The organism is Nocardia heshunensis, from assembly GCF_054782115.1.
In genome coordinates, this window is the sequence record NZ_BAAGTC010000003.1 from 415,989 (window position 1) to 431,727 (window position 15,739).

Annotated in this window: 8 protein-coding genes; 6 read left to right on the top strand and 2 right to left on the bottom strand. The window is 66.5% G+C overall.

Features of this window, described 5'->3' with window-relative positions; all coding sequences use genetic code 11:
- Positions 1 to 26: 26 nt before the first annotated feature.
- A complete protein-coding gene (locus ACYVN4_RS08705; protein WP_460719060.1) occupies positions 27 to 1,334 on the bottom strand; it encodes a YhgE/Pip domain-containing protein in 1,308 nt (435 codons plus the stop codon).
- Positions 1,335 to 1,764: 430 nt separating this feature from the next.
- On the opposite strand from ACYVN4_RS08705, the gene ACYVN4_RS08710 reads away from it, so the two are divergent.
- From ACYVN4_RS08710 to ACYVN4_RS08735, 6 genes are all read left to right on the top strand, one after another.
- Complete coding sequence (locus ACYVN4_RS08710) at positions 1,765 to 2,715, top strand: sensor histidine kinase (RefSeq protein ID WP_460719062.1); 951 nt, start codon at positions 1,765 to 1,767, stop codon at positions 2,713 to 2,715.
- Positions 2,712 to 3,335, top strand: a complete 624-nt coding sequence (locus ACYVN4_RS08715; protein WP_460719064.1) for a response regulator — start codon at positions 2,712 to 2,714, stop codon at positions 3,333 to 3,335. The genes ACYVN4_RS08710 and ACYVN4_RS08715 overlap by 4 nt, the downstream gene beginning before the upstream one ends.
- A gap of 213 nt (positions 3,336 to 3,548) precedes the next feature.
- Complete coding sequence (locus ACYVN4_RS08720; protein ID WP_460719066.1) at positions 3,549 to 9,887, top strand: type I polyketide synthase; 6,339 nt, start codon at positions 3,549 to 3,551, stop codon at positions 9,885 to 9,887.
- A 74-nt stretch (positions 9,888 to 9,961) separates the two neighbouring features.
- Positions 9,962 to 11,110 (top strand): aminotransferase class I/II-fold pyridoxal phosphate-dependent enzyme, encoded by a 1,149-nt coding sequence (locus tag ACYVN4_RS08725; protein ID WP_460719068.1) that lies wholly within the window; start codon positions 9,962 to 9,964, stop codon positions 11,108 to 11,110.
- Positions 11,111 to 11,114: 4 nt separating this feature from the next.
- Complete coding sequence (locus tag ACYVN4_RS08730) at positions 11,115 to 13,295, top strand: MMPL family transporter (RefSeq protein WP_460719070.1); 2,181 nt, start codon at positions 11,115 to 11,117, stop codon at positions 13,293 to 13,295.
- A complete protein-coding gene (locus ACYVN4_RS08735) occupies positions 13,238 to 14,803 on the top strand; it encodes an acyl-CoA carboxylase subunit beta (RefSeq protein ID WP_460719072.1) in 1,566 nt (521 codons plus the stop codon). The genes ACYVN4_RS08730 and ACYVN4_RS08735 overlap by 58 nt, the downstream gene beginning before the upstream one ends.
- On the opposite strand, the gene ACYVN4_RS08740 is transcribed toward ACYVN4_RS08735, so the two are convergent.
- Positions 14,697 to 15,578, bottom strand: a complete 882-nt coding sequence (locus tag ACYVN4_RS08740; RefSeq protein WP_460719074.1) for an AfsR/SARP family transcriptional regulator — start codon at positions 15,576 to 15,578, stop codon at positions 14,697 to 14,699. The two genes, ACYVN4_RS08735 and ACYVN4_RS08740, sit on opposite strands and share 107 nt — an antisense overlap.
- Positions 15,579 to 15,739 lie beyond the last annotated feature (161 nt).

Here is a 15,739-nt window from a genome sequence, read left to right on the forward strand (position 1 = left end):
ATTCGGCGATCGGGTTCTTTGCACACCTACCGTGATGCGGCGGGGGCGCGAACTAGTTCTTTTCGGTCGTAGTAGCGGGTGACCGTGCCACCCAGCACCAATCCGATGGTCAGGCCGAGCAGGGTCATCCAGACTGCGCGGCTCAGGCCTGCCGAGCCGTCGGCGTTGAAGTAGAGGATGGCGCGGATGCCGAGGTACACCTGGTGCATCGGTTCGAATTGGGCAAGCCAGGCAACGGATTTCGGGATGGCTTCGATCGGGATGGTGCCGCCGGAGGAGGGCATGCCGAGGACGATGAACAGGATGAGGTTGATCAGCAGGCCCGCGGTGCCGAGCGCGGAGACGATCGACAGGGCGGTGACGCCGACCGCGATGATGGCGAAGGTGCTGTACAGGAACAACATCAGTGGCCGGTCGATCGGCATCCCCAGCGCGTGCCCGACAGCCATGAAGATCGCCGAGGCCACCGGTGCGGTGCCGGTGATGACTCCCCATTTCAGCAGTAGTGTCCGGAATCGGGAGATCGATGTCGCCGGGTAGTGCACGTACCAGGGACCGAACTCCGTCGGTGCGAAACCGAGGGACGAGTCGACCATGCCGTTGATGACCATGGCGCCGGTGAATCCGGCGAGCAGAACCATCAGGGTGTAGAAAAACGCGGTCAGCCCGCCGCCAGTGCCGCTGGGCAGCGGACGGAACGGAACAACGGACACGTCGATGGGCTTGGCCAGCATCAGGCGACTCAGCCCGACCAACTCGGGTGCCTGTCCGCCCGGGGCGGGTTGCAGCTGCGCCTGCACGGTTTGCGTCAGCTGCTGTCCGACGGTCTTGTTGGCTTGTGCGAGAGCGGTTCCCGCGATCGACTGGACCACTTGCGCATTGAACGACCCGGTCCGCGGGTTGGTGTTGACGGTGATGGTGGGCTGGGTGACATCCCCCGCGACCACGCTGGCGGTGGCGAAGATGCCGAGCCGCTTGGTGAAGTCGCTGGGAATGATGATGGCCCCGTACACATTTCCGGACGTCAGCTGTTGTTGAGCCGCGTTGATGCCCAGCACCCGCAGATCGATCTTGTCGCTGGGGATCTGCTCGACGAGCGCATCACTGATCTGTTTGCCCACATTGGCGGGCTTGCCACCGATGACATCGCCGTCGTCCTGGTTGACCAAGGCGATCGGAAAGCCGTGCAGGTGTTGGGAAGGGTCGACCACATAGGCCAGATACATCGTGGCCAGCAGGGCCATCAGGAGCGAGACCACTATCGCGGGCGCGAGCCACACACGCACGCGCGAACGGTGATCCTTGGTGTGTTCACTGGGTTCGGCGTCGGCCATGACAGCACCGTAGTTGCTGACAGATGACGCGGGGCGGTAACCGTTCCGTGCCACACCCCTCGACTTTGTGGCCACCCCCGATCAGTCGACACACGTCACGTCGGCCCGCCGTCGGCACCGGGGCCGTCAGGGCTGGCACGGGGGTATCGTCGGCCGGATGGAGGACGCGCCCGGGGGTGATCGCGTGACCAGGTCTTTTTTGCGGTCGAGTGTGTGGTTTCGGTTGTGGGCGGCGTTTGTGGTCGTGGGGTGTGGGGCTGCGGGTGGGGCGGTTTTTCTGCTTTCTGATCGGTTTCCGGCCAATAAGTTCGGGGCGACGGCTGCGCTGGTGGGGATTGTGGTGTGGACGTTGGTGTTTGTGCGGGCTCAGATCGGGGGGCCGGAGGACCTGTATCGGTGGCGTCGGTTGAGTTGGCGCACCGTGGGATTCGTGGTTGTGGTGGTGGGGCTGTTTGCCGTGGCGGTTTCGTTCGCAGCGCCTGCGGTGGCGGCGTTGCCGGTGTTGTATTCGCTTGTTTATCTGGCGTTTCCGTTGCGGGCGGGGGTCGTGGCGGGGACCGGGGTCAGTGTGATTCCGACGGCTATGGCCTTGCTGACCGAGGGGGTGCATGGGAGTGATGTGCCCCTGGCCGTCTTGATTTCGGTGATCGGGTTGATTTTCAGTCCGATTATCGGGGCGGCCATCCGGGTGGCGGTCGAGTATGGGGAGCAGCAGGCGGTGCTGGTGGAGGAGTTGGCGCGGACCCGAGCCGAGGCCGAGCGGCTGTCGCGGGAGGCGGGGCAGGCGGATGAGCGGGCGCGGTTGGCTCGGGAGATTCATGACACGCTGGCGCAGGGGTTCACCAGCATCGTGGCGTTGGTGCAGGCCCTCGAGATGGAGGTCGAGAAGGACCCGGTGGCGGCTCGGCGGCATATCGGGCTGATCGGCGAGACGGCTCGGGAGAACTTGGCCGAGGCCCGGGCCATGGTGGTCGAATTGACGCCCGCGGCATTGACGGCCACCTCTTTTGTCGATTCGGTGCGGCAGCAGGGGGAACGGCTGAGCGCGGAGACGGGGATCTCGGTGACGTTCAGGGCGGACCAGGTACTGCCGGTTGTCGGCACCGTGGGGGAAGTCGCGTTATTGCGGGCCGCGCAGGAGGCGTTGTCGAATGTGCGCAGGCATTCCGGGGCCTCGGCGGTAGTGGTCGCGGTGGCTGCCGGTGATTCGGGTGTCCGGTTGTCGGTGGGCGACAATGGGATCGGGTTCTCGGGCGGATCGATGTCGGCCGGGTTCGGGCTGCGCGGGATGCGGGATCGGGTAGAGCAGATCGGGGGGACACTGTCGGTGACCAGTCGGCCCGGGGGCGGCACGATGGTGGAGGTGGAGGTTCCGCGATGATCACGGTGCTGCTGGTCGATGACCATCCGATGGTTCGCGAGGGATTGCGCAGCATCCTCGCCGCCGAGCCCGATCTGACCGTGGCGGGAGAGGCCGGCGATGGTCTCGAGGCGGTCGGCATGGCCGCGGCATTGCGGCCGGATGTGGTGTTGATGGATCTGCGGCTGCCCGGTTTGGATGGCGTGGGCGCGACCGAGCGGATTCTGGCGGCCCGGCCCGAAACCAGAATTCTGGTGGTCACCACCTACGAAACCGATGCCGATATCCTGCGCGCGGTGTCGGCCGGGGCGTCGGGATATCTCTTGAAGGATGCCTCGCGCGCGGAATTGGGGGCGGCGGTCCGCGCGGCGGCCCGGGGTGAGACCGTGCTGGCTCCCGCCGTCACCGACCGGCTGGTGGATCGGCTGCGGCGGCCGGTGCGGGCGAATTTGTCGGCGCGCGAAGTCGAGGTGCTCGGCTGGGTGGCGAAAGGGCTGACGAACGCTGATATCGGGCGCGAGCTTCATATCGGTGAGGCGACCGTCAAGACTCATCTGTTGCGTGCGTTCAACAAGCTGGATGTCTCGGATCGAACGGCCGCGGTGACTTCCGCGATGGCGCTCGGACTGCTCGAGCGCTGACCGCCTGTCCGTCGTTCGGTGGACAGCGAATTCAGCCGCCCGGTCGTCCCGGTGATGGGGTGCCGGCGCGGACCATGGTGGCATGACCGTATCGGCCGATCGAAGCTGTTGCCACCGAGCGGTAAAGGTGGGTGGCTGAATTCGTAACCGCCGAATGACTTCTCGTTCCTAACGTCTTGGCCATCGCTGACCCGCCAAGACTGAGGTGACTTGATGACTGAAATCGCGATCGTCGGAATCGGCTGTCGTTTCCCCGGAGGCGTGCACGACGCGTCGAGCTTCTGGACGTTCCTGTCCGACCGGGGGGATGGCGTCGTGGACATGCCATCGGATCGGTGGAATGTCGAGAAATACTACGACCCCGACCCCGAGGCCCCAGGGCGCATGTACACCCGCCGTGCGGGATTTCTCACGCAATCGCTGTGGGATTTCGATCCCGATTTCTTCGGAATCTCCCCCCGTGAGGCATCGATCATGGATCCGCAACAGCGGATGCTGCTGGAGGTTTCCTGGGAGGCATTGGACGACGCCGGTCTGGCGGGCAGTGTGAACGGCCGTTCCGTCGGCGTCTACGTCGGAGCCTTCACCAGCGACAGCGCCATCGGCCGAGTCGGAATGGCCGCCCGGATGGATATTTCGGGCCACACGCCGATGAGCTATACCTTCACGCTGCTGTCCAACCGGATCTCGTATGTGCTGAACCTGCGCGGTCCGAGCATGACGATCGACACCGCCTGCTCGTCCTCGCTGGTCGCCTTGCATCAGGCCGTCCAGGCGATTCGGAACGGCGACTGCGAACTGGCGCTCGCGGGCGGCGTGAACGCGATGTTGCAGCCGGAGACCTTTGTTTCGATGTCGAAGGGCAGATTCCTGGCGGTCGACGGCCGCAGCAAGGCGTTCGACGCGTCCGCGGACGGGTATGGCCGCGGTGAAGGCGCGGGAATCGTTGTGCTCAAGGACCTTTCGGCCGCACAGCGGGATGGGGACCGGATCTACGCGGTGGTGCGGGGCACCGGCGTCAATCAGGACGGCAAGACCGCGGCGATCCCGGTGCCGAATCCGGAAGCGCAGGAGAGCCTGGCCCGGCGCACGTGTGCGGCGGCCGGTGTCACGCCCGGTGATGTCGTCTATGTCGAGGCGCACGGCACCGGTACGCCGGTCGGCGATCCGCTCGAGCTGTCGGCGCTCGGCAAGGTGTACGGCGCGGTGCCCGGGCGGCGGGAACCGCTGGCGGTGGGATCGGTCAAGGCCTCGATCGGGCATCTCGAGGCGGCGGCGGGGATCGCGGGGGTGATCAAGGCCGCGCTCACCGTCCACCATCGCGCCATCGTTCCGCAGGGCTGGCTGGAGCGGCCGAACCCGGACATTCCCTTCGACGAGTTGAATATCGACATCCCCACCGAGGTCCGCCCACTCGGGCCCGAGCACGGCGATGTCGTTGTGGCCGTGAACAGTTTCGGATATGGCGGCACGAACGCCCATGCCCTGCTGCAATCACCGCCACCCAGCTCGCCGCCGGAACGCGCCGGGCGCGGTCTGTCGGTGCTGCCGCTGTCCGCGCGGAGCCCGGAGGCGGTGCGCGCGCTGGCGGGGGGATTCGCCGCATCGCTCGGTGCGGGCGCCGACCTCGATTCCGTGGTCGCCGCCGCCTGGACGCGCCGCGCACACCATCAGTTCCGGGCCGCGCTGGACTTCGAGGACACCGACGAATTACTGGCGAAACTCCAGGAATTCGCCAAGGGAGAGGGTGCCAAACCGGTTCGGGCGCTGACGGGCCCGGCCGCGCGCCCGGTATTCGTCTTCAGCGGGATGGGGCCGCAGTGGTGGGCCATGGGTCGTGAACTCTTGCAGGCCGATGGCGAATTCGCGCGGGTCGCAGGGGGCATCGACAAAGAATTCGAATCGATCTCCGGTTGGTCCATCATCGCGGAATTGCTGCGGCCGGAAGAGGATTCGCGCGTCACCGCCACCGCGATCGCGCAGCCCGCGAACTTCCTCGTGCAGGTCGCGCTCGCCGCGGAACTGGCGGAAATGGGTGTGCGCCCCGCCGCCGTCGTCGGGCACAGCGTCGGCGAGGTCAGCGCCGCCTATGTCTCTGGGGCGCTGGACCTGCATGACGCCCTGCTGGTCAGCTATCACCGGTCGCGATTGCAGGCCACCACCCGCGGCGCGATGCTGGCGGTCGGCCTGTCGGAGGAGGCCGCGATCGCCGCGGTGCCCGAGGGCGACGAACTGTGGGTCGCCGCCGTCAACAGCCCGAGCGGGGTGACACTGGCCGGTGACCGGGGCGCGATCGAGCGCATGCACGAGAAGCTTGCGGAGGCAGGGACTTTCGCCCGGATCCTGAATGTCGAGGTCGGCTACCACAGCGCCCTCATGGATCCGATTCTGGACGAAGTCCGTTCCGCGCTGGACGGGGTGCGCCCGCGGCCGCCGCGGATCCCGCTGTATTCGACCGTGCACACGCGGCCGGTCACCGGCCCCGAATGGGACGCGGAGTACTGGTGCCGCAATGTGCGGGAACCGGTCCGATTCGCCGCCACCATGACCAATCTGGTCGCAGACGGACATCGAGTGTTCCTGGAAGTCGGCCCGAATCCGGTGCTGAGCGGCAATATTCGCGAGATCCTCGTCCGCGCCGAGGAGAACGGCACCGCCATCGGCACATTGAGCCGCAAAGAGGGCGATATCGTGAGCCTGCGCCGCGCGATCGCCGGACTCTACGCGGCCGGTGCGTTCGACTCCGAAGCGGCGCTGGGCAGTTCGCGGCTCGCACCGCATATCGCACTGCCCGCCTACCCCTGGCAGAAAACTCGGGTGTGGGCCGAGCCCGAGAGCGTCGTGCGTGAGCGCATGGCACTGGACACCCGTTTCCCGATGCTCGGCCAGCGCAGCGAGTCGCGGCCGGAATGGACTGCGGAACTGGCACTGTCCAGCCTGCCGTGGCTGTCGGACCACGTGGTGGAAGGCCTCGTGGTGCTGCCGGGTGCGGCCTATCTCGACGCGGCGCTGAGCGCGGCCGCAATCCGCACCGGTCGTGAGGATCTCGCACTCGAGGACGTCCGATTCATCACGCCGCTGGTGATCGACCCCCACGATGTGCCACTGCTGCGATTGTCGGTCGAGGAGACGACCAAACGATTCACCATCGCGTCGCGGCCCGCGACCGGCTCCACGTGGACGGTCAATGCGACCGGGCGCCTGGTCGAAGGACCGGTGCGCGCGCAGCGCCTGGAACTGCCCACGGCGACCGATGCCACGACCATCCGCGGCGACGACATGTACCCCGTGCTCGCCGCACACGGATTGCACTACGGTCCCGCATTCCAGGGCATTGTGCGGGCCCGGGTCGGTTCGGACACCGTGGTCGCGTCGATCGACGCGTCGACGGCGAAGAACTCCGCGCATCTGGCGCATCCGGCCGTCGTGGACGTCGCCCTGCAGTGTGTCGCGGCGCTCATGCACACGGAGACCGCCACCCCCGAGGGCGCGATCGTCCCCGCGGGAGTGCGTGCGGTGCGCCGGTTCCGGCCGATTCCGGAGACGGCGACCGTGCTGGTGCACCGCACCGGCAGCAGCCCGCTGCGCGCGGATGTGGAGATCGTCGGCCCCGACGGTGAGCAGATCCTGGCCCTGATGGGTGTGGAATTCCGGCCGGTGTCGCCACCCGCCTCGGTCCTGCACCGGCTCGGGCAGGTGTTCTACGAACCCGGCTGGGAGCTGTACGACGATGCGCCCGCGGCAGCGGATGTCGAGATCCCCGAACGATTCGGCCTGATGATCGCGCTGGGCGCTGATGCGTCGCACCATATTCCGTCGATCGCCGAGAGTTATGACAGCGCAGCGATTCGTCGGATCACCGATCCGTCGCAGCCGGGGCTGGAAGACGACATCGCCGCGGCATTGCGCGACGGTATCGCGAAGAGCGGATCCTCCCGGGCCGACGTCATCGTCGCGGCGGGCGCGGGGTTCGGCCCCGCGGCGAATGTGACCGCGGTGGCCCGTATCGCCGCCGCCATCGGCGTGGTGCTGGCGGAGCGGCACGACGCCGCCGCGGAAACCGCTGCGGCAGAGCAGATCACGATCAACGCCGTGATCCTCACCGAATCCGCGTTCTGCCTGCCCGGCAGCGATGCCGACGTGGACATGGCCCATGCGGCACTCGTCGGGGCGCGGCGCGCACTGCTGAACGAACAGTGGACCGCGGGATGGCGACTGATCGACAGCGAACCGGGCGCTCCCGCCACCGACGTCATCGCCGAGATCTGGGGCGGATCCGCCGGGGACGACACTCAGGAGGATGAAATCTGCCTGCGGATGGGTTCGCGCTGGGGCCTTCGGGTGCGCAAGAACCTCGCCGACCAGCTCGCGCCCCGGCAAGAGGTGGGCACGCTCGCGGATCCGGAAGCATCCTTCCGACTGGAGATGCCGAGCACCCGCATGCTGCAGGACTTGGCATGGCGTCGGATCGAACGCGTCGATCCGACGGCAGACCAGGTCGAGGTGCGCATCCGAGCCGTCGGAGTGAACCCCAAGGACGCCTTCAAAGTGCTCGGCGTGCTGAGCGACAAGGATATGCGGGACACCTTCTTCGGCCGGGACCTCGGGCTGGAAGCCGGGGGCGTCGTGGTGCGGGTGGGACCGGGCGTCACCGACGTGGCCGTCGGGGACACGGTGATCGTGGCCGCGCCCGATATGGTTCGCCGCTTCCTGACCGTGGACCGCGAATGCGTCACGGTGGCTCCGGCCCACTGGGCCCCGGGCACCTGCAGTTCGATCGTGCCCTTCCTGACGGCCGAACTGGCGCTCATCGACGCCGCGCGGATCACAGCGGCGGACACGGTGCTCGTGCACGGCGGCGCGGGTGGTGTCGGCCTGGCCGCGATCCAGGTCGCCAGGAATGCGGGCGCGCGGGTGATCGCCACGGCGAGCAGTGCCGAGCGCCGCACGCACGTGCTGAACGCCGGAGCGCACCATGCCATCGATTCGCGCTCGATGAACTTCGTCGACGATGTCCTGCGCCTCACCGACGGCAAGGGCGTCGACGTCATCCTGAACAGCGCACCCGGCGAGATATTGCGCCAGAACCTCAGGGCGGCAGCGGAATTCGGTCGAATCGTCGAGATCGGCAAGATCGATATCTACAGCGGCGGCGTCATCGACCTGCGGCCCTTCGACCACAATCTGACGTTCATCGCGCTGGATCTGGACCGCATGATGAAGTTCCGCCCGGAAGCCGTGCGCGCCAAGACGTCCGGTCTGATCAGCAAGCTCGAATCCGGCGTGTATCACCATCTGGCCTATCACCGGTACTCGATGAACGATGTGGTCGCGGCCTTCGAAGCGATCGTGCGGCCGAAGCAGATCGGGCGCATCGTCCTCGATTTGGATGAACCCGCACCCCGGGTGCGCCCACTGCTCCCGGCGGTCGGGATCCGCTCCGACGCAACCTATCTGGTCTCGGGCGGATTCGGATCCTTCGGGCTGGCGACGGCCCGGTGGCTGGTGCGCGAGGGGGCACGCCATCTGGTCCTGGTGGGACGCAGCGGCGCGGCGAGTGAGGTCGCGGCACAACAGCTGCGCGAGTTCAGAGCAGCCGGAATCACCGTGATCGAGGAATGCCTCGACATCTCCGACCCCTCGGCGGTGGCGTCCGCCGTAAAGCGCATCGCGGACCAGGGAATTCCCTTGCGTGGCGTCTTCCATGCCGCCGGGATCGTGGACAACTCACCGATCGGCCGGATCACCGCGGCTACCGTCGCGGCGGTATTCGCGCCCAAGGTGGACGGTGCGATCAACCTCGACCGCGCGGTCCGCGAAGCCGGAATCAACGTGGACCACTTCGTGCTGTGGTCCTCCATCAGTGGGCTGATCGGCGGATTCGCACAGCTCACCTATGCCGCCGCCAACGCGGCGCTGCAGTCGCTCGCGTACCGCCGCCAGGCGCGCGGGGAAGCGGCACTGTGCGTCGACTGGGGCTCGATGGCCGGCGGCGGCATGGCCGAGGCGAATGAGGAAACGGTCAGATACCTGGCGATGGTCGGGCTGCATCCGATCGACATGGACACCGCCACCGACTATCTGGCCGAATGCCTGCGCCTGCCCGTCGCCCATACCGCCATCCTCGAGATGGATTGGGCCAAGGCGGCCGCCACCACCTACGCGGTCCGGCACACGGCACGCTTCACCGACTTCGCCACCGGCTCCAGCGCGGACCAGGACGAAGCGGCCGCACTGCGCGCCGAACTGCTGGCCCTGCCACCCGATCAGCGCCCAGCCGCGGTGACCGCGGCGTTGGCCGAGGTCATGGCGGTGGTCCTGGGCGTCGACGTGGCCGCGGTGGACGTGCAGACGCCGCTGCTGGAGCTCGGCATGGATTCCCTGATGGCCGTCGAGTTCGCGGCCCGCACCAGCAAAGCGATCGGAATCGAACTCTCCCCCATGGAAATGGCTCGTGGCCTCGGACTCGGTTTGTCCGGCATCGCAGCCACATTGGCAGCACAGCTCGACAACACAGAGGAGGCGAAAGCGACATGGACCGCAGCGCGTTGACATCGTCGAGAGCATCGTTCGGCGACCACCCGGAAGTGGTGATCGCCAGGCACCGAATGGAATTCAGTTCCCACGTGGCCAGTATCGGACTGCTCAATCCGTATCTCGAACCGCACCAGGGTCTCAATGCGACGACCGTGCGCAAGTACGACCGTGAACTGCTCAATTTCAGCAGCTACAGCTATCTGGGCATGACGGGTGAGCCGCGAGTTCGCGAGGCCGCGAAGCAGGCCATCGACACCTATGGCACCTCGGTGTCGGCCAGCCGGGTCGTGTCCGGGGAGATCCCGCTGTACGCCTCGATCGAGCGCCGCCTCGCCGAGATCTACGACGTCGACGACGCCGTCGTGACGACGAGCGGATACATCACCAATGCCGCGACCATCGGATTCCTGCTGGGCCCCAAGGACATCGCGGTCTGTGATTCGCTGGCGCACAACAGCCTGATCGCGGGCACCCGGTGGGCGGGCTGCCGCCGGGTCAACTTCCGGCACAATGACCCGGCGTCGCTCGAGGCGGTGCTGCGCATGTCGCGGCGCACCGCCGGGCGGGCGCTGGTGGTGCTGGAAGGGCACTACAGCATGGAGGGCGATATTCCGCCGCTGCCCGAACTCATCGAGGTGGCAAGGAAATACGACTGCGTCATCATGGTCGACGAAGCGCACTCCTTCGGTGTCCTCGGCGCGTTGGGACATGGGGTTCGCGAGTTGTACGGGCTGCCGGGCGATGCCGTGGATATCTGGATGGGCACGTTGTCCAAGGCGCTGGGCAGCTGCGGTGGATTCCTCGCCGGCAATCGCGATCTCATGATGGCGCTCAAATACGCCGGACCGGGAGTGAGCATGTTCACCGGCGGCCCGGCCCCCGCCGCGATCGGCGCGGCACTGGCCGCGCTCGATGTGCTGGCGGCCGAGCCGCAACGGGTACAGCGCCTGCGCGAGAACGGGGAGACGCTCTGGAAGCTGGTGACGGACAGCGGGTTCGAGACCGGCATCGCGCAGGGCACCCCCATCGTCCCGGTCCTGCTCGGCGGTGGGGGACGTGCGCCGCTCATCTCCGCAAAGCTGATCGAGGAGGGCATCAATGTCAGTGCCATCGTGGCCCCGGCGGTGCCCGACGGCGAGGAACGACTGCGCTTCTTCGCCACCAGCGAGCACACCACGGACCAGCTGGAGGCCGGCGTCGCCGCGCTCGCCAGAGTGGTTCACGCGATAGGCGGATAACGGTATGGAGCTGTGGGCCCGTCTGACGACCGCACGACCGGGACTGACCGTCGCGGTGGCCGTGCTTGCCGTGCTGATCAGCGGATTCTGGGGGCTGGGGGTGCTCGACCGGCTGAATCTGGCCGGGCAGATCGATCCCGGCAGTCAGTCCGCGCGGGCGGATGCGCTGATCCAAGCCGAGGTCGGCCGTCAGACGCCCGATGTCGTGGTGATCTACACCGCGCCCTCCGGCAAGTCGCTCGAGGACATCCGGGCACAGGTGCTCGAGCGACTCGACAGCGTTCCCGCCGAGCTGCTGTCCAAGCCTATCGAGTCCTATTGGACGACAACGGATTCGATTCGGCGCTCGGCGTTGATCTCGACCGACGGGTCGAAAGGCCTGGCGGTATTGACCTTGCGGGGCGACGATGCCGCGCAGTTGAAGGTCTACCGGGAATGGGCCCCGAAATTGGCCGTGCCCGGAATCCGCACGCAATTCACGGGTTTCAGCGCGCTCACCGACGACTACAACACCGCGTCGACACACGATGTCACGCTCGCCGAGATGGTGGCGATTCCGCTCACCTTGATCCTGCTGCTGTTCATCCTGGGCGGCCTTGTCGCGGCATCGTTTCCGGTGATCGTCGGCGGGCTCACCATCTTCGGTGCGCTGGGCGCGCTGCGACTGATCTCGAACTTCACCGATGTCAGCGCGTTCGCCATGAACGTGGCCTCGGTGCTGGGCCTGGGCCTCGCCATCGACTACGGGCTGCTCATGGTCGGCCGGTTCCGCGAGGAACTCGGCCGCGGGCGCACACCCGTCGAGGCGGCGCAGCACACCATCCGGACGGCGGGCCGCTCGATCGCCTTCTCGGCGCTACTGATGACCTGTGCTTTCTCGGGTGCGCTGGCCGCACCCATCTCCATGCTGCGGTCGCTGGGCTTCGGCGCGATGGCCGCGGTGGATATTGCCGCACTGCTCTCGCTCACCGCGGTCCCGGCCGCGCTGGCGCTGCTCGGAGACCGCGTCGACGCGCTGCCCTGGCGGCGCGGTGCCGTTCAGCGTGGTGAGCAACGATCGATCCGGTTCTGGGGCGGTATGGCGGATCGAGTCATGCGCCGCCCCCTGGTGATCGCATCCGCGGTGGCCGGGGTCCTGCTGCTGTTGAGCATTCCGCTGCTGGGCATCCGGCCGGTCGGCATCGACATCAACGGCCTACCGGGCGACAGCGCCGTCCGCGTCGCACAGTCCACCCTGACCGACGAGTTCCCCAATGCCACGGACGGGGTGACGGTGGTCGTTCGCGGTACCGGCGGAGCCGCGCCGTCACAACAGGCCGTCAGCCGGGTAATGGCCGCCGTACAACGGTGCGAGGGCGTGAAATTCGTGCTCCGGCAGGCACAGGGCGGGGACCTGGTGCTGTTGCACGTGGTGCTGTCGACACCGGACTTCACCGCCGCGGTGGGAGACACCGTGACGGCGCTGCGTCGGGTCGAGGCTCCGGCCGATACCACCGTCCTGGTAGGCGGTCAGAACGCGATCAGCACCGACAGCGACGCGGCGGTCCTGCACAGCTTCCCGCTCATGCTCTCGGTCATGCTCGGTGCGACGCTGGTGGTGATGTTCGCGGCATTCCGCTCGATCATCTTGCCGTTCAAGGCGGTAGCCATGGCGATGATCAGTCTGGGCGCGACCATCGGCGGGCTGATCTGGCTCATTCAGGAGGGGCACGGCGCTAGTTTTCTGGGTGCCGCGGCGCTGCCGTTTCCCGCTCTGGTGGTGGTGATCGGCGCGGTGTTCGGGTTGTCCACCGACTACGAGGTGTTTCTCATGTCCCGCATGATGGAGGAACACCGGCGGGGCGGCACGATCGAAGACGCTGTGCGGACCGGGGTTTCGCGGACCGGGCGGATCATCACCGCGGCGGCGCTGCTGCTCACCATCGTCACGGGGGCCGTCGCGTTCTCGGATGTGAGCCTGATCAAGGTGGCCGGGCTCGGTATGGCACTGGCCATCGTCATCGACGCCACCGTCGTCCGCATGCTGCTGGTGCCGGCGCTGGTGAAGGTCATGGGAACTGCCAATTGGTGGTTGCCGCGTCCGCCGTGGGCGCGACGTACCGATCACTCCGGGGGGAAGGAAGATCCATGCACGCCCAACGAACCATCCGGGAAGCCGATCAGCTCGACGAACTCCGCGAGCTGAAGGAACTCGCCCGCAACGGCCCGGGCACCGGCGCCACCGAAAGACAGCATCGGAAGGGCAAAATGACCGCGCGCGAGCGCATCGATCTACTGCTGGACGAGGATTCGTTCACCGAGATCGAATCACTACGCCGGCACCGCGCGACCGGATTCGGGCTCGAGGACGACAAGCCGTACACCGACGGCGTCGTCACCGGGTGGGGAACCGTGTACGGCCGAACGGTATTCGTCTACGCCCATGACTTCAGAATCTTCGGTGGTGCACTCGGTGAGGCGCATGCGCAGAAGATTCACAAGATCATGGATATGGCCATCGCGGCCGGGCGCCCCCTGGTCTCGCTCAATGACGGCGCGGGCGCGCGAATTCAGGAGGGTGTCACCGCGCTGGCCGGATACGGCGGCATCTTTCAGCGAATCACCAAGGCATCGGGCGTCATTCCGCAGATCAGTGTGATGCTCGGGCCGTGTGCGGGCGGGGCCGCCTACGCACCCGCACTGACCGACTTCGTCTTCATGGTGCGCGGTATCGCGCAGATGTTCATTACCGGACCCGATGTCGTGCACGCGGTGACCGGCGAGCGGATCACCCATGATGAGCTCGGCGGAGCCGATGTCCACGCGGGCGTCTCCGGTGTCGCCCATTTCGTCTACGACGACGAGCATTCCTGCCTCGAGGACGTGCGCTTCCTGCTGACCCTGCTGCCGTCGAACAATCACGAAATGCCGCCGCGGGAACCGTGCGACGACCCCGTCGATCGACGGGGAGCGCTGTCGGACCTGGTGCCCGTCGAGGGCAACCGGCCCTACGACATGCGAGAGGTTATCGAGGAGATCGTCGACGACAGCCAGTTCATGGAGGTGCACGCCCACTGGGCGCGGAACATCATCGTGGGCTTCGCCCGGCTCGGTGGTGGCGTGGCCGGATTCGTCGCCAATCAGCCGCTGCTGCAGGCGGGGGCGCTCGATATCCGAGCCAGTGAGAAGGCCGGGCGTTTCGTGCAGCTGTGCGATGCCTTCAATATCCCGCTCGTCACTCTCGTCGACGTACCCGGTTTCCTGCCCGGCATCGACCAGGAACACGGCGGCATCATCCGGCACGGGGCCAAACTGCTGTACGCGTACTGCAATGCCACGGTTCCCCGGATCTCGCTGGTGCTGCGGAAGGCGTACGGCGGTGCGTACATCGTGATGGATTCACGAAGCGTCGGAGCCGATCTCGCGTACGCGTGGCCGAGCAATGAGATCGCGGTCATGGGCGCCGAGGGTGCGGCGAACATCATCTTCCGCCGTCGGATCGAGGCGGCGGACGACCCCGGCGCGGTCCGGGAACAGTTGGTCGAGCAGTACCGCGCCGAACTCGTGCACCCCTACTACGCGGCCGAACGGGGTCTCGTCGACGATGTCATCGATCCCGCCGATACCCGAGCGACATTGATCCGCGGTTTGCGCATGCTCGGTCGTAAGCATGCTGAATTCCTTCCGCGCAAGCATGGAAATCCACCGGTGTAGCAAAAATTCGGCGAAATAGGGAAACCGTCTCGACCGACGGTTCCACACCGAGGTTCTCGCGCAGGCGCTCCGCACACAGCCGAAACCAGCTGTACGCTCGCTCCAATTCGCCACGCTCACCGTGGAGCGCCATCAGCTTTTGATAGCTGGGTTCATGGTACTGATCCAAATCGATGATTCGAACACAGAGTGAAATCACCTGCGCGATATCGTCTTCATCCTCGGCGATCCGCTGCAATTCCTGTAATGCGCACAGGGCCATGGATTTCAAATACTCGCGATAGCTTATGGCCCAATCCGCGGTGTCACTCTCGAGATAGTCGCCGCGGTAGAGCTGCATGGCCCCCGTCAGGTCCCGGCGCGCGATCCAGCAGTTGCCCGCCTTGGCCGCGTGCGATCCGGATTGCACCAGCCGGATGAAGTCGTCCGCATCGAACCGGACCTCGTCGATCTCCAGCACATAGCCGAATTCGTGGTAGCGCAACCGGATCGGCCCCGACTCGTCACGCACCGCGCCGAGCGCCTGGCGTACCCCGTGACAAGCGACTTTCAGCGAGCTGCCGCCCGGACGCCGGGCGGTCTCCGGCCACAGCGCGTCATAGAGCCGATCCGTGGTGACCCGCTGATTCCGGTGCAACAGCAGGTACAGAAACAAACTGCGCGAACGGCCCGCGGGCCATCGCAGGACCGGCTTGCCGTGCAGTTGTATATCGAGCACGCCGAGTGTATTGACAATGAGCGGTGTACTTTGTCCGATTCGTGCCTGTTCTTTCATCGATTTCCCCCCGGAAGTGTGCGGTCTCGGGCCGAACATCGTGATTCTCACGGTACGCCGTCAAGTCTGCGGAGCAGGAGGCGTGGCGTCGTGAGAGGTCGACTACTCGTCTTGTGTTCGACTCCTTTTCGCGCGTCCGAGTACCCGCGTTATCACTCGGG

Coding starts and splice junctions, on each gene's coding strand:
- ACYVN4_RS08730 (WP_460719070.1), top strand. CDS start 11,115: ATGGAGCTGTGGGCCCGTCTGACGACCGCACGACCGGGACTGACCGTC.
- ACYVN4_RS08740 (WP_460719074.1), bottom strand. CDS start 15,578: ATGAAAGAACAGGCACGAATCGGACAAAGTACACCGCTCATTGTCAAT.
- ACYVN4_RS08705 (WP_460719060.1), bottom strand. CDS start 1,334: ATGGCCGACGCCGAACCCAGTGAACACACCAAGGATCACCGTTCGCGC.
- ACYVN4_RS08720 (WP_460719066.1), top strand. CDS start 3,549: ATGACTGAAATCGCGATCGTCGGAATCGGCTGTCGTTTCCCCGGAGGC.
- ACYVN4_RS08715 (WP_460719064.1), top strand. CDS start 2,712: ATGATCACGGTGCTGCTGGTCGATGACCATCCGATGGTTCGCGAGGGA.
- ACYVN4_RS08735 (WP_460719072.1), top strand. CDS start 13,238: ATGCACGCCCAACGAACCATCCGGGAAGCCGATCAGCTCGACGAACTC.